General features: G+C 67.1%; 19 protein-coding genes. 3 read left to right on the top strand and 16 right to left on the bottom strand.

Annotated elements, in window-relative coordinates; translation table 11 throughout:
- Window positions 1-28 precede the first annotated feature (28 nt).
- The 3 genes from AC5P99_RS17865 to AC5P99_RS17855 are packed head-to-tail and all read right to left on the bottom strand — an operon-like array spanning window position 29 to window position 5519.
- Window positions 29-3106, bottom strand: a complete 3078-nt coding sequence (locus AC5P99_RS17865; protein WP_495213381.1) for an efflux RND transporter permease subunit — start codon at window positions 3104-3106, stop codon at window positions 29-31.
- The gene (locus tag AC5P99_RS17860) at window positions 3103-4275 is read right to left on the bottom strand and encodes an efflux RND transporter periplasmic adaptor subunit (protein ID WP_495213380.1); all 1173 of its coding nucleotides are present in this window, start codon (window positions 4273-4275) and stop codon (window positions 3103-3105) included. The genes AC5P99_RS17865 and AC5P99_RS17860 overlap by 4 nt, the downstream gene beginning before the upstream one ends.
- On the bottom strand, window positions 4272-5519 hold the full coding sequence (locus AC5P99_RS17855) for a TolC family protein (protein ID WP_099604801.1): 1248 nt from the start codon (window positions 5517-5519) through the stop codon (window positions 4272-4274). Before AC5P99_RS17855 ends, AC5P99_RS17860 begins: the two co-directional genes overlap by 4 nt.
- A 62-nt stretch (window positions 5520-5581) precedes the next feature.
- Here AC5P99_RS17855 and AC5P99_RS17850 point away from each other — a divergent pair, with 62 nt between their 5' ends.
- Complete coding sequence (locus AC5P99_RS17850; RefSeq protein ID WP_495213379.1) at window positions 5582-6256, top strand: response regulator; 675 nt, start codon at window positions 5582-5584, stop codon at window positions 6254-6256.
- Window positions 6249-7628: a sensor histidine kinase N-terminal domain-containing protein gene (locus AC5P99_RS17845; protein ID WP_495213378.1), complete on the top strand. Its 1380-nt coding sequence runs from the start codon at window positions 6249-6251 to the stop codon at window positions 7626-7628. The genes AC5P99_RS17850 and AC5P99_RS17845 overlap by 8 nt, the downstream gene beginning before the upstream one ends.
- A 164-nt stretch (window positions 7629-7792) precedes the next feature.
- Here AC5P99_RS17845 and AC5P99_RS17840 read toward each other — a convergent pair whose 3' ends face one another.
- The 3 genes from AC5P99_RS17840 to AC5P99_RS17830 all read right to left on the bottom strand — a co-directional run bounded on the left by AC5P99_RS17840 (window position 7793) and on the right by AC5P99_RS17830 (window position 10986).
- Window positions 7793-10144: a GH92 family glycosyl hydrolase gene (locus tag AC5P99_RS17840; protein ID WP_495213377.1), complete on the bottom strand. Its 2352-nt coding sequence runs from the start codon at window positions 10142-10144 to the stop codon at window positions 7793-7795.
- A 96-nt stretch (window positions 10145-10240) separates the two neighbouring features.
- Window positions 10241-10564, bottom strand: coding sequence for a thioredoxin family protein (locus AC5P99_RS17835; protein WP_049469714.1), 324 nt, complete (start codon window positions 10562-10564; stop codon window positions 10241-10243).
- 5 nt (window positions 10565-10569) lie between these two features.
- Window positions 10570-10986, bottom strand: coding sequence for a host attachment family protein (locus AC5P99_RS17830; protein WP_005409854.1), 417 nt, complete (start codon window positions 10984-10986; stop codon window positions 10570-10572).
- 480 nt (window positions 10987-11466) lie between these two features.
- On the opposite strand from AC5P99_RS17830, the gene proP reads away from it, so the two are divergent.
- The gene (gene proP, locus AC5P99_RS17825) at window positions 11467-12954 is read left to right on the top strand and encodes a glycine betaine/L-proline transporter ProP (RefSeq protein ID WP_495213376.1); all 1488 of its coding nucleotides are present in this window, start codon (window positions 11467-11469) and stop codon (window positions 12952-12954) included.
- Between the two features lie 84 nt (window positions 12955-13038).
- On the opposite strand, the gene AC5P99_RS17820 is transcribed toward proP, so the two are convergent.
- From AC5P99_RS17820 to AC5P99_RS17775, 10 genes are all read right to left on the bottom strand, one after another.
- Window positions 13039-13659 carry a hypothetical protein gene (locus AC5P99_RS17820; protein ID WP_495213375.1) on the bottom strand — a complete coding sequence of 207 codons (621 nt, stop codon included), beginning with the start codon at window positions 13657-13659 and terminating at the stop codon, window positions 13039-13041.
- A gap of 105 nt (window positions 13660-13764) precedes the next feature.
- Window positions 13765-14391 carry an ATPase gene (locus tag AC5P99_RS17815; RefSeq protein ID WP_099530360.1) on the bottom strand — a complete coding sequence of 209 codons (627 nt, stop codon included), beginning with the start codon at window positions 14389-14391 and terminating at the stop codon, window positions 13765-13767.
- Window positions 14392-14394: 3 nt separating this feature from the next.
- The gene (locus AC5P99_RS17810) at window positions 14395-14736 is read right to left on the bottom strand and encodes a type II toxin-antitoxin system prevent-host-death family antitoxin (protein ID WP_005413623.1); all 342 of its coding nucleotides are present in this window, start codon (window positions 14734-14736) and stop codon (window positions 14395-14397) included.
- A gap of 70 nt (window positions 14737-14806) precedes the next feature.
- Complete coding sequence (locus tag AC5P99_RS17805) at window positions 14807-16402, bottom strand: sensor histidine kinase (protein WP_322533782.1); 1596 nt, start codon at window positions 16400-16402, stop codon at window positions 14807-14809.
- Between the two features lie 9 nt (window positions 16403-16411).
- On the bottom strand, window positions 16412-16816 hold the full coding sequence (locus AC5P99_RS17800) for a response regulator (protein WP_024956513.1): 405 nt from the start codon (window positions 16814-16816) through the stop codon (window positions 16412-16414).
- Window positions 16817-16952: 136 nt separating this feature from the next.
- Window positions 16953-18407 (bottom strand): surface lipoprotein assembly modifier, encoded by a 1455-nt coding sequence (locus AC5P99_RS17795; RefSeq protein ID WP_049450887.1) that lies wholly within the window; start codon window positions 18405-18407, stop codon window positions 16953-16955.
- Window positions 18408-18497: 90 nt separating this feature from the next.
- Entirely contained in the window at window positions 18498-19262 is a 765-nt protein-coding gene (locus tag AC5P99_RS17790; RefSeq protein ID WP_049450888.1) for a Slam-dependent surface lipoprotein, read from the bottom strand.
- Window positions 19263-19315: 53 nt separating this feature from the next.
- The gene (locus tag AC5P99_RS17785; RefSeq protein WP_495213374.1) at window positions 19316-22438 is read right to left on the bottom strand and encodes a TonB-dependent receptor; all 3123 of its coding nucleotides are present in this window, start codon (window positions 22436-22438) and stop codon (window positions 19316-19318) included.
- Window positions 22439-22620: 182 nt separating this feature from the next.
- Window positions 22621-23577, bottom strand: coding sequence for a FecR family protein (locus AC5P99_RS17780; RefSeq protein ID WP_322533785.1), 957 nt, complete (start codon window positions 23575-23577; stop codon window positions 22621-22623).
- 85 nt (window positions 23578-23662) lie between these two features.
- Window positions 23663-24163, bottom strand: a complete 501-nt coding sequence (locus tag AC5P99_RS17775) for an RNA polymerase sigma factor (RefSeq protein ID WP_049450892.1) — start codon at window positions 24161-24163, stop codon at window positions 23663-23665.
- Window positions 24164-24254: the final 91 nt, after the last annotated feature.

Below are 24254 nucleotides of genomic sequence, written 5' to 3'. Positions count from 1 at the left end.
CTACCGGGCGGAGAGCCGGATATCGCCGTCAGCCCGTGCGAGCCTCGCGGCGGTGATGCACCCAGTAGTACAGCGTGGGCAGTACCAGCAGGGTCAGCAGCATCGCCGACAGCAGGCCACCGATCACCACCACCGCCAGCGGCTTCTGGGTCTCGGCGCCAATGGCATGCGAGGTCGCCATCGGCAGCAGGCCGAACATCGCCAGCAGTGCGGTCATCAGCACCGTGCGCAGGCGCTGCAGCGAGCCCTGCACCACCGACTGCAGCAGGTCCATGCCCTGCTCGCGCAGCTGGGCAAATCGACTGAGCATCACCACCCCGTTCAGGACCGCCTGCCCGAACAATGCAATGAAACCGATCGCCGCGGACACCGACAGCGGGATGCCGGTCAACCACAGGGCGAGAATGCCGCCGATCATCGCCAGTGGCACGTTGGCCAGGATCAGCGCCGCACTGCTGATGTCCTTGAAGGCATCGAACAGCAGCACGAAGATGATCAGCACCGACAACGGGATCACCCAGCCCAGCCGCTTCATCGCACGCTGCTGGTTCTCGAACTCCCCGGACCATTCCAGCCGGTAGCCTTCCGGCAACTGCACGCTGGCGTCCACGCGCTTGCGCATGTCGGCCACCACGCTGCCCATGTCACGCCCGGCGATGAAAATGCTCACCGCCTTGACCCGCTGTGCGTTCTCGCGCGAGATGTTGATCGCGCCGCTGGCCATGCGGAAGTCGGCCACGTCGGACAGTATCACCGTGTGCCCATCGCCGATGCCGACCGGCACCGTGCGCAGCCGCTGCAGGTCACGATCGGCGTCGTCCAGGCGCAGCGTGATCGGGAACCTGCGGTCGCCCTCCCAGAGTTCGCCGACCTGGCGCCCGCCCAGTGCGGTCTCGATCACCTCGTCGATGTCGCGCACGTTCAAGCCATAGCGCGCAGCACGGTCGCGGTCGATTTCGATCTGCAGCTGCGGCAGTGAGCCGTCACGGTCGATGAAGGCACTCTCTACGCCCTCCACGCTACGCACCTGGCCCAGGATCGCTTGCGCCTGCTGGTTCAACACGTCCAGATCCGAGCCGCTGACCTTGATCACCACCTGGCCCTTGATCTGCGAGATGCTCTCCAGGATGTTGTCGCGCACCGGCTGCGAGATCGAGAACTCCGGCCCTGGAATACGCTGCTCCAGCGTGCGCTGCAGATCACTGACCAGCTGCCGCTTGTTCACGCCCTTCGGCCATTCCTTCTCCGGCTTCAACGCCACCAGCGCCTCGATCTGGTTGGCGCCCTTGGCATCGGAGCCGTCTTCCGGGCGCCCCAGCTTGGCCACCACCGTCGATACCTGCGGGAAGGTGCCGACCAGCTCACGGATGCGCCGCGACTGCTGCTGCGCCTCGGCCAGGCTGGTGCTGGGGTCAAGCGTGGCGGTCAACCAGATCGAGCCCTCGTCCAGCTCCGGCAGGAACTCCGAACCCAGCCGGGTGCCCAGCGCGAGCGTGCCGACCAGCAGCGCAACCGCGGTCAGTACCACCGCACGCGGGCGGGCCAGAGCGCGCTCCAGGATCGGCCGGTACCAGCCGGTCAGGCGGTCCATCAGCGGATTGCCGTCGCGCATGCGGTCGCGCCGCAACCACCAGTAGCAGAACAGGGGCACCACGGTCAGCGCCAGGATCAATGCACCGATCAACGCCGAGGTCACCGAATAAGCCATCGGCGCGAACATGCGGCCCTCCTGGCGCTGCAGGGTGAAGATCGGGATGTGTGCGGCGATGATGATCAACATCGAGAAAAACGTCGGCCGCCCCACTTCCGATGCGGCTGAAAGAATGGTCGAGAACCGTGTCTTCCGGTCGGCCGCAGGGGGCAGCTTCGACAATCGCGAGACGATGTGCTCGGTCACGATCACCGCGCCATCGATGATGATGCCGAAGTCCATCGCACCCAACGACAGCAGGTTGGCCGGTACGCCCCACAGATGCAGGCCGAGGAAGGTCGACAGCAGCGCAAGCGGCATCATCGCCGCCACGATCAGTGCGGCGCGGGCGTTGTACAGGAACAGCCACAGCACCAGGAACACCAGCACCGCGCCTTCCAGCAGGTTGCTGAAGACGGTTTTCAGCGTGGTCGAGACCAGCCACGAGCGGTCGTAGAACGGCTCGATGCTGACCCCGTGCGGCAGCCGGTTGGCCTCGATCTCGGCGATGCGCGCATGCAGGGCGTCGAGCACGTCGGACGGATTCTCGCCCTTGCGCATCAGCACCATGCCGAACACCGCATCGTCATTGCCGTCCTGGCCGACCAGGCCCTGCCGGGGCAGGCCGGTGTCGGCGATGCCGGCCAGGTCACGCACCAGGATTGGCGTGCCCCCGCGCTGCGCCACCACCACGTTGCCGATGTCGGCCGGCGAACGCATCAGGCCCACACCGCGGATCAGGAACTGCTGTTGGCCGCGCTCCACGTAGCCGCCGCCGGCATTCGAGCTGCCCTTCTCCAGGGCCTCGGCGAACTCACCCAGGCTGATGCCGCGGTCACGCAGCTTGTCCAGGTCCGGCTTGACCTGGAGCGTGCGCGCGAAGCCGCCGAAGCTGATCACATCGGCCACGCCCGGCACGGTGCGCAGGCTGCGCTCCATCGTCCATTCCTGCACGGTGCGCAGCTGGGTCGGCGTCATGTGCGGGCCCTTGAGCACGTAGCGGTAGATCTCGCCTACCGCTGAGCTCATCGCCTCCAGTTCCGGGGTCACCCCTTCCGGCAGCTCCACGCCCTGCAGGCGCTCCAGCACCTGCTGGCGCGCGAAGTAGTCATCGGCCTTGTCGTCGAAGGTCAGGATGATCATCGACAGGCCGAACTGCGTATGCGAGAACACCCGCACCGAATGCGGAATGCCGGACAGCGCCACTTCCAGCGGCATCGTCACTTCGCGCTCCACCTCTTCGGCCGCGCGCCCGGGGTGCAGCGATACCACTGTCACCTGTGTATCGGACACATCCGGAAAGGCCTCGACTGGCAGCACGCGGAACGCGGCAATGCCAGCGCCGATGAACAACAGCAGCGCCAGCATCACCATCAAGGGCTGGCGCAGGCAATAGGCAATCAGGCGATCGATCATGGCGCGGCGTGCCCCGTGCCGGCGCTGGCGGCGGCTGGCGCGCTGTCGACCAGCTGCTGCAACAGCAGGCCGCCCTCGACCACCACCCTGCTGCCAACCGCCAGGCCGTCACGCACCCACAGCCGGCCATCGCCCAGTTCCTCGGCATGCACGGCATGGCGCACGTAGCGTCCCTTGTCCTCCTCCACGAACACCACCTGCTTGCCGTCGATCAGCAGCACAGCCGCATCGGGCAGCGAGACACCGCCGTCGGCCGGCAACGCCACCTGGGCGCGCACGTACTGCCCCGCCTTGAAGCCGCGTGCGCGGTTGTCCAGCTCGGCGCGCGCCTGCACCACGCGCCGTTCGCTGTCGACGAAGTCATCCACGTGCTGCAGGGTCGCCTGCAGCAGTTGGCCATCGGCACCAGGTACGCTCACCTGCATGCCCGCCTTCATGCGTCCGGCCAGGCTCTCGGGAACATCCAGCAGCAACCACAGGCGGTCCGGATCGCCAATCACCGCCAATGGCTGTTCGCTGTCCGGGCTGACCGACATGCCCGGGCTCATCCGCCGCTCCACCAGCACGCCATCAATGGGCGCGCGCAGCGGCAGGCGCTGGTCGACGCGCTGGCCGTTGCCATATGCCTTGGCGAAGGCGGTTGCACGCGCATGATCGGCCTGGCTGCCGGCGAAGTTGGCCTCGGCCTCGTCCAGTTCGCGGCCCGACGCCACACCCGCCGCATGCAGCTCGCGGGTGCGCTCCAGCTCCTTGCGCGCCTGCTGCAGCTCGGCGCGGCCACGCACGCCCTCCGCCTGGGCCTGGCCGAACTCGGGCGAGGTGATCCAGGCAATCAATTGGCCGGCCTTCACTTTCTGGCCCGGCTGCGCCTCGATGCGCGCCACCTGCCCCGGCAACGGCGTGCGCAGTGCACTGGAACGGGTCTCGTCCCAGACCACCCGGCCCGGCAGCTGCAGGCTGACGCTGGCGCCGGCGGTCACCGCCTCGCTGCGCAGCACGTCCAGCTGGCGACTGCCGGCAGGAAACTGGATCTGGCCGGCACTGATCTGCGGCGCATCCTCGGTGTAGGACGCCGGCTCACGGCCGCAGCCGCCCAGCAGGGCCAGCGCCAGCAAGGCCGGCAGCACGGCGTGTCGCGCCCGCGGGCGATGGGCGACGGGGGACTTCATCGGGACTCTCCTTCAGCAACGGATGTGGCCGCTTCCCAGCGCGCCAGGGCAATGGCATGGTCGGCGCGCGCATCGATCAGCGCGGCCTCGAAGTCGCGCCAACTGCGGCGCGCATCCAGCAGATCGGTCAGGCTGGCGGCGCCGCGCCGGTACGCCAGTTCGATGCCCTGCACCGCCTTGCGTGCGGCGTCGGACTGCAGTCCCTCATAGTCGCTGCGGCGCTGTGCGGCGGACTGCGCGCTGGCCTGCAGCTGGTCCAGCTCGGCGCGTGCTTCGCGCTGCAGTACCTGCAGCTCCAGCGCGGCGCTGTCACGGTCGGCCTCGGCACGCTGGATCGCGCCGCGTGCACGTGACGGGCCGCCGAGCGGAATGGTCAATGACACACCCCAGGTGACACCGCTGATGTCGGTCGGCTCGCGCTCGGCCTCCACACCCAGCTGGATGTCGCGCTGGCGCTCGCTGCGCGCCAGCGCCACGCCGGCGTCGGCCGCGGCCAGGCGCGAACGTGCCGCGCGCAGATCGGCACGCTGCTGCGGGTCGAACGCACCCGTATCCACCCTGCCCGCGGGGTCTGGCCACGGATCATCGGCGCTGAGGTCATGGCTGTCGTCGCGGCCGAGCAGCAGCCCCAGCGCATGCCGTGCATCGCGCAGATCCAGGGCCGCCTCGCGCGCCGCGTCGGCTACGGCGAGATCGTCCACCGCCAGCCGCGCGCGATCCACCGGTGCCATCGCCCCTGTCGCGACCTGCTTGTCCGCCGCCGCCATCTGCTCGGCCGAACTCTGCCGGTTGGCATCAGCAATCCGCGCCCGCTCCTGGGCGCCCTTCAGGCCGAAATAGGTTTCATGCAGCGCCACCTGCTGGCGACGCCGCGCATCGAGCATCTCCAGCCCGGCCACTTCCAGCAGCGCGTCGGCCTGGCGGATGCGCAGTGCGCGCTTGCCGCCGCGCTCCCAGGTCCAGCCCAGGCCCACGGTGCTGTCCACCCGCTTGTCCTGCCAGCGTCCGGGGCCGATACCATGCTTGGGGCTGATCTTGCTGGTGCCGATCGACAGCTCGGTGGACGGGCGTAATGCAGCCGTCTGCGCATCGCCCTGCACACCGCGCAGCTCCAGTGCCGCCGCGCGCAGGTCCGGGTTGTGTGCTTCCATTGCGCGCTGCGCTTCCTGCAGGGACAGCGCCGAAGCCGCAGGCGCGCACAGAAGCGTGGCCAGCACGGCCGCTAGACGAGAGGAGAAATTCATGCACGCCACGGTAAGGTGATGCACTTGCGCCAAACTTGCCCCAACCTTGCACGAAGCTTGCAATGCGAATCCTGCTGATCGAAGACGACGCCGCTCTGGCCGATGGACTGATCCGCGCCCTGCAGGGTGCCGGTCATCTGTGCGACCACCTCTCGCGTGGACTGCACGCGCCGGCGGCATTGGCCAGCGCACCGTATGACGTGATGGTGCTGGACCTTTCATTGCCCGACGTCGATGGCCTGGACCTGCTCTCGCGCCTGCGCAATGACGGCGCCAACCTGCCGGTGCTGATCCTGACCGCACGCGATGGTGTGGAGGACCGCATCCTCGGCCTCGACCGCGGTGGCGACGATTACCTGGCCAAGCCGTTCGCACTCGGTGAGCTGGAAGCCCGCCTGCGTGCACTGTCGCGCCGCCGCAGCGATGCACCGGCGCAGAAACGGCTGGGCCGGTTGTGCTTCGACAGCATCCGCAATGAAGTGCAGGTTGAAGGCCAGCGCATCGAGTTGACCGCGCGCGAACTGTCGCTGGTCGAGGCACTGATGCAGCATCCCGGCCGCACCGTCACCAAGCAGCGCTTGTTCGATGCGCTGTACAGCTGGGACCACGAGGCCAACCTGTCGGTGATCGAGGTGCATGTCAGCCGCCTGCGCCGCAAACTGGAACAGGCGCGCGCCGGCGTCGGCATCCGTATGCTGCGTGGGCTTGGATACCGGCTGGAGGCCGTGGGTGACTGAGCGCGTGCACAGCCTGCGTGGCCTGCTGCTCAGGCGCCTTTGGCTACCGCTGCTGGTACTGCTGCTGTGCAGCGCAGTGGGTTCATTTGCGCTGGCCCGGTTCTATGCCGGCCAGGTCTACGACCGCTGGCTGCTGGATTCGGCGATGTCGTTGTCCGAGCTGGTGACGGTGCAGGATGGTCGTGCTTCGATCGAGATCACCCCAGCCGTCTCGCGCATGTTCAGCTGGGACACCGCCGACGAAGTGCATGGCGAGGTAGTCGATGCCGAGGGTGGGCGTCTGTATGGCGACCTGCCCGAAGCCCTGCCCCGCCCGGCGACGTCCGCCAACAGTGACGACGCGGTCTACTATGATGCGCAGCTGCGTGGTCAGGCCGTGCGCATGGTCGAGGTGGTGGTCAGCGCCGGACCGGGCCATGACATCCGGCTGCGCGTGGCTGAGACGCTTCGCAAACGCCACCGGCTGGAGCGCAAGCTGCTGCTGACCAGCGTTCCCTTCCAGGCCGCGATCCTGGCACTGGCGGCGTGGCTGGCCTGGTCCGGTACAGGCGCTGCCGCTCGCCATGCCAACCTGGTTGCGCGGAAGCTGGCCAGCCCGCGGCCGGATCCGTTGGCACCGTTGGACCCCGCGCAGGAGGCACCGCGCGAACTGTGGCCGGCGGTAGAGGCCTACAACGCGCTGCTGCAGCGTCTGGACGCGATGCAGGATGCGCAGCGGCGCTTTGTCAGCAATGCCGCGCACCAGCTGCGCACACCGCTGGCAGCGATGCAGGTGGAGCTGGAGAGTTCATTGCGCCAGCACGACCCGCAGGCCCAGCAGCTGGCGCTGTGCGGCACGCTTGCCGGGCTGGCCCGCTTGCAGCATCTGGTCAACCAGCTGCTGATGCTCAGCCGCTCGGAAGATCCGCATGGCAGCGCACTGCCACTGCAACCGGTGGACCTGGCTGCGTTGGCACGCGGGGTGGTGGAGCGCTACGCCGACCGTGCGTTGGCGGCGGGCGTTGACCTGGGCTACGAGGGGCCAGACGACGGCGTGCAGGTGCAGGGCGATCCGCAGCTGCTGCGCGAAGCGTTGGGCAACCTGCTGGACAACGCGCTGCGCTACGGTGCCGTGCCCGGCGTAATCACCCTCGGCGTTCGGCAGGACGCGGGCGGCGTGCAGGTATGGGTAGACGATGACGGCGCCGGCATCGCCGAGGCCGAACGCACGCGCGTCACGGAACGCTTCTACCGGGCCAGCAGCGAAGGCGATGGCTGCGGGCTGGGGTTGGCGATCGTGGCGGAGATCGCGCAGCGACATGGTGCGATGTTGAAGATCGAAACGGCGCCGCTCGGTGGCGCGCGGGTGGGGGTGCGGTTCCGTTCGCGTTGACGTCCTGCGTGCCAACCAAGGTTGGCACCTACCAAAAGCACCCCGACCCACGGATTCCGGTAGTCGCCCACCTTGGTGGACGCCCTTGGCCTCCCGCGTGCCAACCAAGGTTGGCACCTACCAGGTGCGGGGCAATGACGGCGGCAATGCGGCGCCGCCCCGCATCACCGGCTCATCGAGTACGGCGCCTGCGCGCCCTGCCCCGGCCAGTCCTTGTTCGGCTCGGCCTGCATGCTGAAGCGCAGCTCGCCACCGGCCAGGATCTCGTCGTGGCGCAGGAAGGTGCGCTGCAGCGGCTTGCCGTTGAGGCTCACGCTGCCCACATAGGTGTGCTTGTCATCCAGGCCATCGGCCACGATGGTGAACGTCTTGCCGTTGGGCAGGCGCATCGCGGTCTTCGGCAGGAACGGGCGGCCGAGGATGTACTCGCCCGAGCCCGGTGCCACCGGATAGAAGCCCAGCGCGGTGAACACATACCACGCCGACATCTGGCCGACGTCATCGTTGCCGGCCAGGCCATCCGGACGGTCGGCGTACTGGGTGTCCATGATCTGCTTCAGGCGCGCCTGGGTGCGCCACGGCTGGCCAGCGTACGAGTACAGGTAGGCCACATGGTGGCTGGGTTCGTTGCCATGTGCATACCAGCCGATCAGCCCGGTGATGTCTTCCATGTGCTCGAAGATGGACGGATCCACCTGGGCGTTGAACACCTCGTCCAGGCGCGCGAGCAGCTTGTCGCTGCCACCGTGCGCTGCCGCCAGCCCGGCCACGTCCTGCGGCACATACCAGGAATACTGCCAGGCGTTGCCCTCGGTGTAGTCGGTTCCGTAGCCGCTGGCGCTGGGGTCGAACGGGGCGCGGAAACTGCCGTCGCGCTTGCGTGCGCGCATGAAGCCGGTGTCCTTGTCGAACGCATTGCGCCAGTTGGCCGCGCGCTTGTCGAAGGTCGCCGCGATATCGCCCTTGCCCATCGCCTGCGCCATGCGTGCGATGGTCCAGTCATCGAAGGCGTATTCCAGCGTCTTGCTGGCCGCTTCACCTTCCTCGTCGATCGGTACGTAGCCCAGCTCGCGGTACTGTGCGATACCGTCATAGGGGCCGTAATTGGCGGTCTCGACCATCGCCTTCAGCGCCTTGTCGGCGTCGAAGCCACGAATGCCCTTCACATAGGCGTCGGCGATCACCGGCACGGCGTGGTAGCCGATCATGCACCAGTCTTCCAGGCCATGGAACGACCACACCGGCAGCATGCCGTAGGGGCTGTGCTCATGGTGGGCCAGCATCGAATTGACGAAGTCGCTGTTGCGCTTCTCCGGCTGCACCAGGGTCAGCAACGGATGCAACGCACGGTAGGTATCCCACAGCGAGAAAGTCGAATAATTCGTGAAACCATCGGCCTTGTGCACGGCATTGTCCGAACCGCGATACTGGCCATCGGCATCCATGAACAGCGTCGGCCCCAACAGTGTGTGGTACAGCGCGGTATAGGCGCTGCGGCGAGCATGCTCGGGTGCATCGATGTCGAGCACCGACAGCGCCTGCGTCCATTCCTGTTTCGCCTGCGCACGCACGCGGTCGAAATCGAAGTCGGCCACTTCCGCGTCGAGGTTGGCAATGGCCCCGGCCTCGCTGACCGGCGAGATGGCAACCTTGACCACCAGCGGTGCGTCCAGCTTGCCGAATGCGAAGGTACCGACCAGCTGACGGCCCTCGATCTGTGCGCGCTGGGACGGATCCTTCTCGCCCGGCGGCGGGAAGCCCTTGTAGACGATGTTCTGCTCGGTGTTGTGCAGCTCATGCCTGGCCAGCGGGCGCGAGAAGCGCATCGCGAAATACAGCTGGCGGCCCGGCGCCCAGCCGCGCGTCTCGCGGAAGCCGGTCACCGTGCCGTCGGCACGCACCCGCACCCGCGACCACAACACCTTGCCCGGGTAGTCGTACATGCTGGTGCGCATGTCCAGCAGCACCTTGGCGTCGGTGCCCTTGGGGAACGCATAGCGATGCACGCCCACGCGGGTACTGGTGGTCAGCTCGGCACGCACCTTGTAATCGTCCAACGTGACCGCGTAGTAGCCCGGCTCCGCTTTCTCGTCATCATGGCGGAAGCGGGAGGCATAGCCGCTGCGCGGCTTCTCGGGATCGCCACGCTCCAGGCCGGGACTGCCGGTGAACGGCATCAGCAGGATGTCGCCCAGATCGGAATGGCCAGTGCCGGAAAAATGGGTGTGCGAGAAGCCGACGATGCTGCTGTCGTCGTAGCGGTAGCCGGCCGCCCAACCGTAGGCCTTCTCGCGCGGCTGGATACGCGTATCCGGGCTGAGCTGGACCATGCCGAACGGTACCGTCGCACCCGGATAGGTGTGACCTTCGCCACCGGTGCCGATGAACGGGTCCACCGATGCATAGGCCTTGTCGGCGGCGGTTCTGGCAGGCGCGGCCGAAGCCAGGCCGGAAGCGAGCATCGCCGTGGCGGCGACAGCGATCAGGAGACGACGGTCCAGCGTGGGCATCGGCATTTGGATCGATTCAGGTGATAGCCGGATGCTAGCACCGGGCCTGTCACGCCGCATGCTGCAGTGCGACTGCCCCGCGTGCCGCGCCCGGGTCACTCCTCAATCGGGAAGCGCGCCCTGCAACGACATGAGGTCCGCGCTGTCCAGCGGCCTCACTACCCGCGCGACCTCTTCTCCATCGTGCAGCAGCACCACCGTCGGCCACAGCTTCACTTTGAACGCTCGGCCCAGAGGCCTGCCCTTGCCATCCTCGATCTTCCAGTGCGGCAGATCGTTCGCTTCGACAAAGGCCTGTAACGCGGGCTGCGCGGCCTGGCAGTGGCCACACCAGGGCGCGCCAAACTCGAGAAGCAACCAGCCGACCTGCGCCTCCACATCCAAGCGGTCGGGCTCCGCCGACAGGTGATCGCGCATGAATGGCATCCGCGCTACGCCGCCAGCGCCTTCTGGATATCCGCCAACGGCGCGTTGGTCAGGTCCTTGGCGATGTCGCCCAGCAGGCGGGCCTGGGTTTCCTTGTGCAGCAGCGGACGGATGCGTCCCAGCGTGGTCGGATCAGCGATCAACACCAGGTGTGCATAGCGGTTCTTCAACGCATCCTCATTGAGCTGTTCCGCCACCTGCTTGGCGAACGTCGCCTCGTTGAGCTGGGATACCGACATGTCCTTCGGCACTGCACCCGCAGGCCCCTGCCCGGATACACCCTGCTCGCTGATGTCCTGCAGGCGCAGTTCGCCTTCCTGCTTCAAGGCCAGCTGGTGATCGCTGCCGACATTGGTGAATACACGGGCCGAACCGCCATCGGCGACAACCACAAGCGTACCTTCGGGAATGCGACGGGTCATGCGATGCTCCTTCTCTGTTGCGTTCGCCCACAACGTAGAGGGCCGCATGTGAGCAGCACGACCAGATTCCGTTCAACGCACGTCATCATTGCCTTCCAGATGAACAGGCATCATGGAACACAGCGTGCAGACAACTGCGCTTCGCTGCACGCTCACGCGCGTGCCGTTATGATGAACGGATGATCGACACGACCCACTACGTGACGGGCGCACCTGTTACGTGGAAAGCACTGCCGACCGGCGCTCCGCTTGCCACGCATGTTCCTGCTCCGCCCATCCATCGCCTCGCGCTGGATCCTGGCGGATGACGCCCGCAGGCACTTCGCCTGCATCCCCCGCACCGCTGTGATTCCCGGCCGCTGACCGCGCGGCCGTCGTGGTCCCGTTGCCGTGCTTCCGCCGACACGGCGGTGCCTCGCCGTGCGCGTGCATCCACGCATGCGGCCGTTTTCTCCATTTCAAACCTCCCAGGGAGCCCCCATGCAGGACACCCCCGATGCACATGCCCATTTCGGCTGGTTCAAACGCCGCCGCCATCTGAAGGTCGATGAGATCACCGTCGTCGACACGCCCATGCTCAAGCGCGCCGTCGGTGCCGCCGCACTCGGCAATGCCATGGAGTGGTTCGACTTCGGTGTCTACGGCTATCTGGCCGTCACCATCGGCCAGGTGTTCTTCCCGTCCAGCAACCCCACCGCACAGGTGATCGCCGCCTTCGCCACCTTTACCGTGGCGTTCCTGGTGCGTCCGCTCGGCGGCCTTGTGTTCGGCCCGCTGGGGGATCGCTACGGCCGCCAGAAAGTGCTGGCGTTCACCATGATCCTGATGGCGCTGGGCACGTTTGCCATCGGCCTGATTCCGTCCTACGAGCGCATCGGCATCTGGGCGCCGGTGCTGTTGCTGCTGGCGCGCGTGGTGCAGGGCTTCTCCACCGGTGGCGAGTACGGCGGTGCGGCCACCTTCATCGCCGAGTATTCCACCGACCGCAACCGTGGGTTGATGGGCAGCTGGCTGGAGTTCGGCACGCTGGGCGGCTACATCGCAGGCGCCGGTACCGTCACTGCGCTGCACATGCTGCTGAGCAGCGAGCAGATGCTGGACTGGGGCTGGCGCATTCCATTCCTGGTGGCCGGCCCGTTGGGCCTGCTCGGCCTGTACATGCGCATGAAGCTGGAGGAAACCCCGGCGTTCCGCGCGTTCGCCGAAGAAGCCGAGAAGCGCGAGCACGACCGCCCGGGGCTGGGCGCACTGTTCCAGGTGCATGGTCGCCAACTGCTGGTGTGCATGGGCCTGGTGCTGGTGTTCAACGTCACCGACTACATGCTGCTGACCTACATGCCCAGCTACCTCAGCGTCACCATGGGCTATGCCGAGAGCAAGGGCCTGCTGCTGATCATCATCGTGATGATGGTGATGATGCCGTTGAACATCGTCGGCGGGTTATTCAGTGACAGGCTGGGCCGCCGACCGATGATCATCGGTGCCTGCATCGCGCTGCTGGTGCTGGCGATTCCGTGCCTGCTGCTGGTCGGCAGCGGCAACGACGGGCTGATCTTCCTTGGCCTGATGCTGCTGGGCCTGGCACTGGTCTGCTTCACCAGTTCGATGCCGTCCACGCTGCCGGCGCTGTTCTATACGCCGGTGCGCTACAGCGCGCTGTCGATCGCATTCAACGTGTCGGTGTCGCTGTTCGGTGGCACCACGCCACTGGTGACCGCGTGGCTGGTGGAACGTACCGGCGACCCGCTGGTGCCGGCCTATTACCTGATGGGCGCGGCGGTGATCGGGCTGGTGACCATGCTGTTCGTGAAGGAGACCGCCGGCCTGCCGCTGCGTGGCTCACCGCCGGCAGTGGGCAGCGACAGGGAAGCCGCTGCGTTGTTGAAGAGCGATGTGCCGGTAACGGTGGACCCGAGTCTGCCACCACTGCCGGAGGCTGCGGAGCCTGAGCAGGTGAAGCCGGCCTGAGGCTGGCCGCAGAACGCGGTCCCCGCTTGGCGTGGACCTACGGGGCCAGTGGCGCCGGGCGAATACGCCCGGCACTCCCTGGCGCTATTTCCTGATGTGAGTCAGCCTCCCCGGCGTCCAACGCAGCGTCCATGTGTAGTTTCCGTCCGGCGGACAGACGTGGCGGTTCGGGCTCTTCCATTCGCAGACCGTCGCCCCGGCACTGACAGTGAAATCGACAACGATGCGATCACCCTGGATGCGGATGGCACGGATGGCGCCTGGGATCTGTTCAGCCGCGTCGTCAGCATAGCCATACCTGCGGATGGCGGCATAGTCCTCTGCTTCCACCGGCGACAGGCTGTTCGGGTTCTCCTGGCCGCGCGGATCGTTTGCCGTCAGCGCCGTCATCACCGCAACAACGTTGCTTTGGGCGAAGCTGCCGCCGGAATAGTCGGACGTGTAGAAATACACGACCTCGGCACGGCCATCGCCATCGAGATCGGCAACAGCGGTCCAAACCGGGCGGAAGTCGGATTCAATGTCGCCGCCGGGAATCAGCCGCAGGTTGGCTTCGGCGGCGTGGAAGGCCTGCACCAGGCTGGGCGGCGATGGTCGCTTGGCGGCAGGCGACGCTGCCATCGTCGGCGTGCAGGACAGCGCCAGCGCCAGCGCGGCAAGCACCAGGCAGATGGAACTGGAGCGGAATGTCGCAGGTCCGTGCATGTCATCCTCCTTGAGTGTGCGGTCAGTCTAACCGCAGCTCCGGTGGCAGTCGTGCACGGCGCGGTTTCGCGCGATGTGTGAAAGGAATCCACGTATGGCGTGGATCTAATTCGAGGTGTTCAACTCCATCGCACGCATCACGACGGGCTTGGCCCAATCCGGCGTATGCAGCAGCTCGGCCACCGAGACCGGGTACTGCAGTTGGCCATGCGCCATCGCCAGCACCGGCAGCGGCTCGACGCAGCCGTCGGCGTCGGCGGGAGCGCTGTTGTCGTAGACATGCAGCTCGGCCAGGTGTGGCAGCAGGTCCAGCAGGTTCTCGCGCGCCGAATCGAAGCGGGCGTGGATCTTCTCCACCGGAATATCGTGGCCACCGGCCGCTACCCGCGCAGCGACGCGGGCGATGTGCAGCTCGACGCTGGCCAGGCCGCAGAACCATACCGCCACATGATGCTGCTCACAGGCCTCGCGCAGCAGGCCTGGAATGGTGTTGCCGCCCAACGTGGTCTCGAAGGCGAAGTCCGTGCCATCGGCCATGGCCTGGCGCAGGCGGCGGGTGCCTTCCTGCCAGGCCTCCGCATTGGCATCGGGCAGCGGCCAGCCGGCCTCCACCAGGCGCCGGGTGAACGAATCGGGGTTGAACCAGCCCAGCCCTTCGGCTTCCAGCCAGGTACCCAGCAGCGAACTCTTGCCGGCGCCATTGACGCCGGCAAGCACCAGGATCCGCCCCATCGGTCAGAGCGGGCGGCCGAGGGTGACCTTGCGACCGCGGCGGATCGGCTGGCCCAGCACCTTGCCCAGCCCCTCCCCGCGCTGCAGGCTGGCCAGGGTCTGGTCAAACTCACCGCGCAGGCGCAGCAGTTCTTCGCTGCGCTCACCGGCATCGCCGCCAGCGGCCTTGGCCAGCAGTTCCTGGTAGGTGCGGATGTCCACGATCACCGCTTCGGGGTGGTTGTGGTTGGTGATGACCAGCGCCTGCTTCTCGCGCACGGTGCGCATCAGGCTCGGCCAGCCACGGGTCTTCACCGACGACGCGGGGGCCTTTTCGAGGCCAGGCAGATCCAGCGGCAGGGTCATGGCACGGCTCCAGACGGGGACAGTTGAGGCCATTATGCCCAATTTGGCCAAATTGGGGATAAATGGACCTCTACCTGCCGGAACCGCCCGCCGCCGCGCCGGGAGCATCGGTCTGCAGCAGGCTGTCTCGCTCGCGCAGCGGAAAGCGGATCCAGGCATCCAGGCCCTGCGGGCCAAAGCGCAGCTCGCCGCTGCCGGCGAGTTCGTAGGGCACGCGCTGCTCGATCAGCGCCCGGCCAAGGCCACGCTGCCGGGGCTGCTCCCAGTCCTCCACTTCGGCATGGCGCTCGCACCAGTGCAGACCCAGCCATGGCTGGCCGGCCTGAACCTGCAGATCCCAGGTCACCTCGATCCGGCCATCCTCATGGGTCAGTGCGCCATGCCGCAGGGCATTGCTCGCCAGCTCGTGGATCGCCAGGGACAGTACTTCGGCCGCCTTCGGCGGCAGCAGCACATCCTCGCCCTGCAGGCGGTAGGCCGCCGCTGCCGGCGTCTGCGCCGCGATCTCCTCATCGAGCATGCCACGCAGGCAGACCCCGGCATTGGCGCCGCGGGTCAGCAGGCTCTGCGTGCGCGCCAGCGACATCAGTCGCCCGCACAACCGTTCAGCGTATTCATCCACGCTGCTGACCGACTCGCGGGTCCGCCAGGCAATGGCATGGATGGTCGACATGATGTTGCGCACCCGGTGCTGCAGTTCGGCCAGCAATACAGACTGGCGCTCGGTGGCACGCTTGAGATCGTCGATGTCCACGGCGATGGCAAATACGCCGCTGACCTCACCGTCGCCATCGCGCAGGGGCGCGGCCGCGACCCGGGTCCAGCGCGCGCGCCCATCGTCATGCAGATACTGGAACTCCAGCCCCGGCACCACGGTCTCGCCGCGCATCGCACGGGCGATGGCGAAATCCTCCGGCCCGATGGCGCTGCCGTCCGCATGCCAGCCACGCCAGCGATGCAGGTTCACCTCATCCGTGGAGGGCACCTTGCCGCTGGGCAGGTAGGCACGCATCTGGTCGTTGGACAGCTGCAGGCGCCCTTCGGTGTCGACAATGCAGACGCCCACCGGCAGCACCTTGAAGGCCAATGCCAGGCGCCGGTCCGCCTCCCGCCGCTTCTGCTCTTCGCGCTCGCGTGCCGATTGGGCCACATGCGCCGCTGTGGTCTCGAACATGGTCACGAGCACGCCGTTGATGCGCCCTTCCTCGCCACGGATCGGGCTGTAGGTAATGGTGAACCAGACTTCCTCCAACCGCCCGCGGCGCGCCAGGGGATAGAGTTTGTCCTCGTAGGTGATGGTTTCGCCCTGCCAGACGCGCTGGTAGATGGGCCCATTGATATGCCAGACCTCGGGCCAGCACTCGCGGGTCGGCTGGCCGAGCCCGCCGGGATGCTTGTCGGCCAGAATCTCGGCATAGCCATCGTTGTAGAGCTGCACCAGCTGCTCACCCCACAGCACGATCATCGGGAAACCATGGGCCAGCATCAGGTCGACGGTGGCGCGCAGGTGGGGCGGCCACTGCTCGCAGGCACCCAACGGCGTGGATGACCAGTCGTGGCGGGCGATGCGCGCGGCCATGCCATCGTGGCGCACATGCAGCTGCGGTGCAGGTGGCATCTGGCCACGCAGCTTGGCGGCGTGGATGTCTTCAGGACGGCGCGACATGCCGCGCAATCAGGCAATGCCCGCAGAGACCTGCGGCGCCGCCACCAGCGCGGCCAGCTGCTGCACCAGCGCTTCGATGTGATAAGGCTTGGTACAGCGCGGCGCGCTGGCAAAGCGGCTGGGCAGGTTGTCGTCGTAACCGGAGGTCAGCAGGAAGGGGATACCCGTCTCGGCCAGCCGATCGGCCAGCGGATAGACCTGCTCACCGCCCAGGTTGATGTCCAGCAATGCCACATCGATGGGATGGGTATCGACCAGCCGCCCCAGCGCCTGCAGGTCACCGGCAGGCCCCACCACCTGTGCGCCTTTCAGCTCCAGATAGTCGACCAGAAACATCGCGATGGCGAATTCATCCTCCGCCACCAGTACACGCAGCCCTTTCAGGCCCTCTGGTTTGTTGCCCGCTTCCAGCACGACCGGCGCTCCTCGATACACGCGGCCCAGCTCTGCCGCAACACCCGAAGGATGCGCGAAACGGGCTACAAGAGCGCGTGATGATGAATGAAGATCGCGGCCACGGCGCGTTCACCGTGGCAGCGCAGCGGCGCGTTCAGAAGGCCCGTTCCCATTTCAGGCTGAGCAGGCTGCGGTCGTGGCTGTACAGCCAGCCGACGTTGCTGTCGATGCGCGCGTAGCGCAGGCTCAGGCTGGGCACCAGCCCGGCCACCGCCAAGCGCTCGCTGCGCACGACAGCAATCAGGTTCTGTTCGCTGTCCTCACGCCGCGCCTCCAGCAGCGGGCTCCACGCATCGTAGTCGCGCTCGCGCAACGACACGAACACGGTGGCGGTGGTGCCCGTCCACTGGCGCGCCGCCCCCAGGCGCAGTCCACGCTGGCGGTAACCGTTGGCCGGATTGGCGGCGCGGCTGTCACTCAGGTCCAGCCCGGCAAAGAGGGTCCAGCGCGGGTTGAGCGCACGGAACCAGGTGGCATACACCGCGGCCAGCTCACCGTCGTAATTGCTGGCCAGGCCGCGCTGGCGATAGCGCTGGCGCTTCCAGTCGGCCTCCAGCCTGAGCAGGTTGCGCGCATCCAATGCATATTGCCATTCGCCATGCAGCCCGCTGCCGCCCTGCAGAGCCCGGTTGCCCAGGCCCTGGTAGTCATAGCTCGGCGCGATCTGCAGGGAATGCCGTGCGCTGCGCCAGCTATAGCCCGCCTGCACGCTCGCATTGAGCTCGTTGTAGGCGCTGTGCCCGCGCCATGCCTGGCCGAACGCAAGCGCGCGCACATAGACGCCGTGATGACCGGCCAATGCCCAGCGACGCTCCAGGTTGCCGTCGTAGTCCAGGCCCATGGCGCGCTGGGCATCGGGAAGATTGCGCTGGATGATGCAGGTGTCGCCCACCCCGAACAGGCAGGTGCGGCTGGCCGAGCTGCGGTTGATGTTGTCGCTCCATGCCGGGCCGGCTGCCAGCGCTCCTTTCCAGCGCCTGCGCGCCTGCAGTGCGGCCAGGTAGGCGTCCACCCGTCCGCGTACACCTGCGGTAGTGGGGTCGTCGGCATTGATGCCACCGGCGATGGCCGTGAACAACGCCTCCGCATCGCGGTCGCGCTGGTCCTCGGCATGGACACGTGCAAGCTCAAGGCGGGCCGGCAGGAAATCCGGCTGCGCCGCCAGCAGTGCTTCGTACTCGTTGGCCGCGCGGCGGTGATTGCCGGCCACCCGCGCCAGGCCGCCCTGCGCGTAGTGGCGCAGCAGCGGGTCGTGGCCGGGCAGTTCGATGTATTCGTCCAGGAAGCGCTGCGCTGCGCCCCATTGCTGATGCTGCAGCGACAGGTACAGCGCCTGGCCCAGATCGTCGACCGTGCGCTCCACGCGCAGGGTCTGACCGTCGATGGTGATGGTCGGTCGCGCCGACTCGGCCTGCTGCAGGCGCTGCTGGTCCTGCTGCTGGTGGCGCAGCTCGCTGCCCTGCTCCAGCACACGACGAAGATCATCCTGCTGGGCGCGCACATCGGCAGCCGCCAGCAACAGGATCACAAGGAAGATGGGATGGCGCATGGTCGATCCGTGGCGGTGCATGCAGCGGGCCGAAGCAGGGACTGGCGGATCGCGGCTTGTCCCTGCCCTGCCCCGTCAGGGGCGTGGCAATCAGTTCTTGCTGCCGCCGAAGGCGGTGTCGTACTGGCTGTTGCCGGCGAAGGTGGCGATGCCGCCCAGGGTGGCGGCGTTGGCGCCGAAGAACTGGCCCTGGGTGGTGCCGTTGACGCTGCCATTGACGTTGGCCGAACCGGCGAACGATGCATCGGCACTGTTGATGTTGGCAACGATGGCCAGGGTCAGGCCATTGCCGGACAGCGCACCGTCCAGGGTGCCGGCGCCGAAGTCGGCGTCGAAGGTGCCGCTCAGCAGGTTGCTGCCGTTGAACTTGTTCAGGCCGGCCACGGTGTAGGACGCCACGCCGGCGGGCAGCGTGGTGCCGGCGCGGTCGCCAACGAAGTAGACCTGGCGGTTGTTGAAGCCACCGGCGGCGCCATCCTTGGACCATTCGCCGAACCAGACATCACCACTGCCGACCTTGACGAAGTTGAAGTGGCCCATGCCGGCGTGGCTGCCCGGTGCGCCGGTGATCGGCATGGCCAGAGTACGTACCGTCACGCCATTGACGGTGGTGGGTGCCGAGTAGGCGCTCAGGCCCTGGAAGTCCACCGGCTTGGCCTGGGACACGGTACCGACACCGATGCCGGCCTTGCCAGCGCGGTGCGGGCCGCCATTGACCTGCGATTCACCAACCGCCACGTACAGCTCGGCATCGGTCCTGGCACTGGCGGCACCGACGATATCGGCAGCATGCGCGGCACCGACCAGAGCCAGCGAGGCGGCAACGGCGAGCACCGAACGGGAGATCATTTTCATGGTATTGCTCCTTGGTTGAGGGAACTACGGGTACAACGCTTGAAGGTGGGAGATCAGAAGCGCGCGGTGACGCCGAGCTTCAGGGTGCGACCCGGGGCTGGCAGCGTGGACCGCGTGGCTGGATCGACGTAGTAGCGGTTGCCGAGGTTGCTGCCGACCAGTTCGACGCTGGCATGCTCGTTGAAGCGCCAGCGCGCATAGGCGTCGACGGTGGTGATGTTTCCCCAGGTGAACGGTACGTTCTGCCAGAGCAGGCCGCTGCCACCGCTCAGCAGGCGGTCACGGTAGGCCTGCAGATCAGGGTTCTCGTGGCGCTGGTAGTGCACGATGCGGCTGCCCAGCTCCAGGCGCTCATCGAACAGGCGCGTGCCCAGCGACCCGTTGATCGACAGCCTGGGAATGGCCTGGGTCAGCAGGTAGCCACCGACGAAACCATCCTGCACGCAGTTCGGGACCAGTCCCCGGTTCGCGTCCAGGAGCACCGCCGTGCTCTCGTCACACACCTCGTTTTCCAGCGTGCGGGTGATGCCCAGATCGGTGAAGAAGCGCCGGTTGTCGAAGCGGGCCTGCAGTTCGATACCACGGATGGTCTGCTTGTCGATGTTGTCGAACAGGAAGTTGCCATCGCGTTCGATCACGTCACGGGTCTTGTGCACGTAGTACGCCAGCTTGACGTCGGCATCGGCGGTGTTGCCGAACAGGGCCGACAGGTTGTGCACGTAGCCCACCTCGTAGTTGTAGGCGTGCTCGGGCTTGAGCGAATGCAGCGGATTGAGGCTGCCGGAGAAGGCGATGGTGCTTTCGAACATGCTCGGGAAGCGCATCGCTTCGCTGTAACGCACGTAGGCACGGGCGGCCGGGAACAGGTGTGCAGTGGCCGAGAAGGTCGGCAGCCAGGCATGGTCGCGGCGGCGGCTGTTGCGTCCATCGACCGGCTGCGACTGTACGCTGTTGCCGATGTTGCAGACCTGGTCGCTGCCGGCGAACACCGGCTGCACGCCGGGAATGGCCGCCACTTCGCCATTGAGGCAGGGATTGCCGGCGCGGGTGTAGTTGCCATCGGCATCGGGCAGCCAGGGCCGCGTGTACCGGACCGGACGCGGCGTCTCGTACGGTGCCAGCAACGCACGGATGCTGTCGTCGATGAACCAGCCCATGCCGCGCTTTTCCCATACGGCGCGGCGTGCTTCCAACGCGTCGATGCGGGCCTGCAGATTGGCGGGACGGGGCGGCAATTCGTTCACGGTGTACTGCGCTTCCTTGCCACCTACGCCCTTGGTCAGCAGCTCGGGGTGCGCCTCGAGGAAATCGTCGAAGGCCCAGTAGCGGCTGTAGCGCACGCCTGCATTGAGGGTGAGGAAGTCGACCGGCCGCCACTCCAGGGTGAGGTAGCCTTCACCCTCCTGGCGGCGCCCGGCACGCGGGAACATGCGCCAGCCATCGGTGGTGCCGAAGTACGGATCGCGGGACCCCAACTTCTCGTACTGCCAGTTGCCGCCCACAGTCAGGTCCAGGGTCGAATGCAGCGCGAAGCGGTTGCTCAGGATCAGGCCGGTGCGGTCATTGCGCGCGTTGGCCAGCGCGGTATTGCGCAGGATCGGGCTGGCGTCCGGATTCCATGCCGGATTACCCACTGCGAAGTTCGGGAAGCCGCCAGCGCTGTAGGTATCGCTTTCCGTTTCCGTGCGCCACAGGTTGGCGTACAGGTCCAGCCAACGACTGCCGGCGGGCTGGAAACGGTATTCCAGGTTCCACGCATCCGAATCGACCCGGCTGAGCGGCCACTGGATGCGGCCGTAGTCGGGGGCCGACAGGATGCGAGACGGCATGATCTCGCCGTAGTGCGACAGCGTGCGCCGCCAGGTCGCCTTCAACTGCTGGTCATCGTTGATCTGCCAGCTGCCTTTGACCAGCCAGGACTCCTGTTCGCTGGAGGTATTGGGCACTTCATCGCCGGGCTTGAAGTAGCGCGCCAGCGTGGTGATGTAGTCGATGCCCTGGTACTCGAACTGCTCGCGCTGGTCCTGTTCGTAGTAGGCGCTGCCCTGGGTCCCGGAGAAGTAGTTGCCGCGCTTGCGCCAGGCGTAGGCAGCCATCAGGTCGACGTTGTCGCCACGCACGCCCAGCGCCACACGCCAGGCTTGGTCCTCGCCATCGAAGGGATTGTTGCCACTGCGCGACTTCACCGGCACCACCAGGGTGCGGTCGTCGTAGGGTGAGTTCGGCGAGCCCTGCGGGAAACCCGGCACGGTGCGGTAGTCCTCGCCGGTGTGCAGCCGCGGCAGGCGCGGTGCCACCGCATTGCTGCTGCCTTCGATCTTCAGCTCCCCGCCGAAGCGCTCGCCGGCAGCGACGATGTCATCGACGTCGATGGTCTTGATCACCAGCGCGCCACCGATCCCGCTGTGCACATCGCGCACCAGCCCTGGCCCCTTGATGACCTGGATGCCACCAATCAGGTTGGGATCGATGTAGTTGCGGTTGCTGACGCCGTTGTAGCCACGCCAGACCGTGAGCGCCTGTTCGCCGCCGTCGATGCTGACCGGCACCCGCCCGGGCCCCTGGATGCCACGGATGTTGACGTCCAGCGCGCCACTGTTGCGCGCATCGCCACTGAACACGCCGACCAGATCCTTGACCACGTCGGCCGGATTGGAGCCTCGGTAACGCTCCACCCGGTCGCGCCCCGAATACGCCGTGGTCAGGTCCAGCGCGAACACATCGTCGTAGCCACGCCGATCGCGGGCCTCACCCCCTTCCGACTGAAGGCGACCCGCCACGTCCAGTGTTTCGGTCACCCGCACCCCTTCGCCCTCACCCGCCTCCGCTGCGGCCCGCAGGCTCCAGGTACCGTCCATGCCGCGCTGTGCACGCACGCCGCTGCCGCGCAACAGCTGCTGCAGCGCCTGCATCTGGCTGTACTCACCCTTCACTGCGCTGGAGCGGCGGCCTTCCACCAGGTCGCTGCGGAACACCACCTGCACATCGGCCTGGCGGCCAAAGGCGCGTACGGCATCAGCCAGCGGCTGCTCCGGAATGGTGTACTGCCGCACCGGCGCGACGATCGCCGGCTGCGCCTGCACGGCCGGCACCCAGGCCAGCGGCAGCAATGCGGTGGAAACAGCCAGGGCCAGAGCGGTGGCGCGACGATGACAGGCGGATGCCGTGGACGGCATGGACGGGAACTCCTCAAGCATGGCGGAACCACGGGCACACCCGGTGCCGGTGGCGTGTCTGGCTTGAGGAGAAACGGTGTTTCGCTCTGGCTATACCTCTATAGACAGCGGGGCACTGCAGTTGCCCACGGTTCTTTCATGTTTTTTTCATCTAGCGGGCCGTGCGCTGCGCCGCAGGCACCTCACCACAGCACCAGCGCGCCGCCGGGCAAGCGCTGCACACGCAGCCCTGCCTGCGCGGCCACCGCATCGATGGCGGCCTCCGGTTGCTGCAGATGGAACAGACCACTGACCCGTACGTCCGCGCCCTGCCCGCCCAGTACCCAGACCGGTGCACGACGGTAGCGCGCGAGATCAGCGATGGCCTGCGCGGCCGGCTGATCGTCGATCACTACCTCGCCACGCCGCCACGGCGCCATGGTCTCGGCATCTTCCAGCTGCATTGGCTGCAGCCAACGACCGTCACGGAACACGCGTGACTGCCCCGCATGCAGGCGCTGTACGCTGCCATCGCCCGGACGCACGTCGACCACACCCTCGCTGACCTGGGTGGTGACCGTGGTATCCAGCATCGACACACTGAAGGCGGTACCGATGTCACGGACCAGGCCGCCCGCCGCCTCGACCTGGAACGGTCGCGCCTCATGGGCCACCTGGAACCAGGCCTGGCCGCGCAGCAGGCGCAGGTGCCGCTGCTGGCCATCGAACGCAACCGCCAATGCGGTGCCCGCATCGAGTACGGCGGTGCTGCCGTCCTCCAGCTGCACCACGCGCGGTGCATCGCTGCTGTGCAGGTCACTGCGTGCCAGCAGCAACGCCTGCGGTGCGGCCGCGACCACCAGTACCACGGAGGCGGCACTGGCCAACAGCCACGGCAGGCGGCGGCGCGGTGCGATCGGACGCAGCCCTTGGCGATCAGCCGTCAGCCCGGGCAGTGCGGCCAGCACCTCCGGCCCAGCGGCATCCAGCCCCTGCCAGAAGGCCTGCTGCTGGCGCCATGCCAGCGCATGGCGGGGATCGGCCTGCAGCCAGCGCTGCAGGGTTCGTTGTTGGCGTTCCGGCAGCGGGCCTGCACTGCACCGGATCACCCAGCGCAACGCCTGCCTGGCCTGACGCGGCGAGGGTTCGGACGTGTTCATGGTTGTGGCCTGCCGCACCCCGAACGGGTGCGCCTTCCTGTTGTGACAACGGCGGGCGCGATCTGCCCACGGCAATCGCAGCTCATCAATGCACTCCCTGCTGATGCTGCTGGATCAACAGCGCCGCGCGCAGCACATGCTTGCCGACCAGGCTCTTGGAAATACCCAGCCGGGCGGCGATCTCGCGCTCGCTCAGGCCCAGGTAGCGGTTGAGCACGAAGCACTCACGCACCTGGGCCGGCAGCGCGAGGATGGTCTGGGTGATCTCGCGCAGCTGCGCCTGGTCCAGCGCCTGCGCCTCGCCATCGCGACTCGCCTCGGCCATGTCGAGGGCGTACTCGGCCATCGCACGCCGCTCGCGGGCGTCGGACTGGCTGCGGTTGAGCGCGTGGTGGTAGGCCATCCGGTACAGATAGCCACGCGGCTCCAGGATGGGCGGATCGCCGGGCACGCTGCTGGCCTTCAGGTACAGGTTCTGCAGGGTGTCCTCGGTACTGGCCGGGTCGAGATAGCGCGCGATGAAGCGAGACAACGCACGGCGCTCGCGGATCAGCAGCTCGACCAGCGCCAGGGCATTGGGAGACATAGGTGCCAAGGCCGGACCGGGGAATGATGGGCGTGATGGCGACGGTCCGGACGTGGATTGTGGGCTGCACGGCCGCAGGCGGCAAGCGAAG

The sequence above is a fragment of the Stenotrophomonas sp. YJH_SMC_80 genome (genome assembly GCF_059372495.1).
This window is presented reverse-complemented; position numbering and strand designations above follow the sequence as displayed.

Coding starts and splice junctions, on each gene's coding strand:
- AC5P99_RS17865 (WP_495213381.1), bottom strand. CDS start 3,106: ATGATCGATCGCCTGATTGCCTATTGCCTGCGCCAGCCCTTGATGGTG.
- AC5P99_RS17860 (WP_495213380.1), bottom strand. CDS start 4,275: ATGAAGTCCCCCGTCGCCCATCGCCCGCGGGCGCGACACGCCGTGCTG.
- AC5P99_RS17855 (WP_099604801.1), bottom strand. CDS start 5,519: ATGAATTTCTCCTCTCGTCTAGCGGCCGTGCTGGCCACGCTTCTGTGC.
- AC5P99_RS17850 (WP_495213379.1), top strand. CDS start 5,582: ATGCGAATCCTGCTGATCGAAGACGACGCCGCTCTGGCCGATGGACTG.
- AC5P99_RS17840 (WP_495213377.1), bottom strand. CDS start 10,144: ATGCCGATGCCCACGCTGGACCGTCGTCTCCTGATCGCTGTCGCCGCC.
- AC5P99_RS17835 (WP_049469714.1), bottom strand. CDS start 10,564: ATGCCATTCATGCGCGATCACCTGTCGGCGGAGCCCGACCGCTTGGAT.
- AC5P99_RS17830 (WP_005409854.1), bottom strand. CDS start 10,986: ATGACCCGTCGCATTCCCGAAGGTACGCTTGTGGTTGTCGCCGATGGC.
- proP (WP_495213376.1), top strand. CDS start 11,467: ATGCAGGACACCCCCGATGCACATGCCCATTTCGGCTGGTTCAAACGC.
- AC5P99_RS17820 (WP_495213375.1), bottom strand. CDS start 13,659: ATGCACGGACCTGCGACATTCCGCTCCAGTTCCATCTGCCTGGTGCTT.
- AC5P99_RS17815 (WP_099530360.1), bottom strand. CDS start 14,391: ATGGGGCGGATCCTGGTGCTTGCCGGCGTCAATGGCGCCGGCAAGAGT.
- AC5P99_RS17810 (WP_005413623.1), bottom strand. CDS start 14,736: ATGACCCTGCCGCTGGATCTGCCTGGCCTCGAAAAGGCCCCCGCGTCG.
- AC5P99_RS17805 (WP_322533782.1), bottom strand. CDS start 16,402: ATGTCGCGCCGTCCTGAAGACATCCACGCCGCCAAGCTGCGTGGCCAG.
- AC5P99_RS17795 (WP_049450887.1), bottom strand. CDS start 18,407: ATGCGCCATCCCATCTTCCTTGTGATCCTGTTGCTGGCGGCTGCCGAT.
- AC5P99_RS17790 (WP_049450888.1), bottom strand. CDS start 19,262: ATGAAAATGATCTCCCGTTCGGTGCTCGCCGTTGCCGCCTCGCTGGCT.
- AC5P99_RS17785 (WP_495213374.1), bottom strand. CDS start 22,438: ATGCCGTCCACGGCATCCGCCTGTCATCGTCGCGCCACCGCTCTGGCC.
- AC5P99_RS17780 (WP_322533785.1), bottom strand. CDS start 23,577: ATGAACACGTCCGAACCCTCGCCGCGTCAGGCCAGGCAGGCGTTGCGC.
- AC5P99_RS17775 (WP_049450892.1), bottom strand. CDS start 24,163: ATGTCTCCCAATGCCCTGGCGCTGGTCGAGCTGCTGATCCGCGAGCGC.